1 protein-coding gene is annotated in these 257 nt (G+C 53.3%); it reads left to right on the forward strand.

The genetic code is table 11. The features are described 5' to 3' along the window. Positions 1-257: glutamate synthase-related protein (locus MRS74_RS23635; RefSeq protein ID WP_254582729.1), on the forward strand; the 257-nt coding region annotated here is incomplete at both ends.

Raw genomic sequence — 257 nt, forward strand, 5'->3', positions numbered from 1 at the left:
AACACCATTGCCTTTGGATCAACCCGGAACATTGGTGTGGTTGGGACGCCTTTGTTTGTGAACGCGGCTTTTTCTCCTTTGGACAATCAGTTCGCCAGTTCCGAACCGATGCTGATTGGCCCAAACGCCAAGACGCCTTTTGTGGCCAAATCGATCTTTAATATTTCTGGCATGAGCTACGGCGCGATTTCAAAACCTGCGGTGCAGGCGCTTAGTCGCGGTGCCGCCAAAGCCGGGGTTTGGTTGAACACGGGCGA

Source organism: Marinobacterium sedimentorum, from assembly GCF_024267675.1.
GTDB lineage: Bacteria > Pseudomonadota > Gammaproteobacteria > Pseudomonadales > Balneatricaceae > Marinobacterium_A > Marinobacterium_A sedimentorum.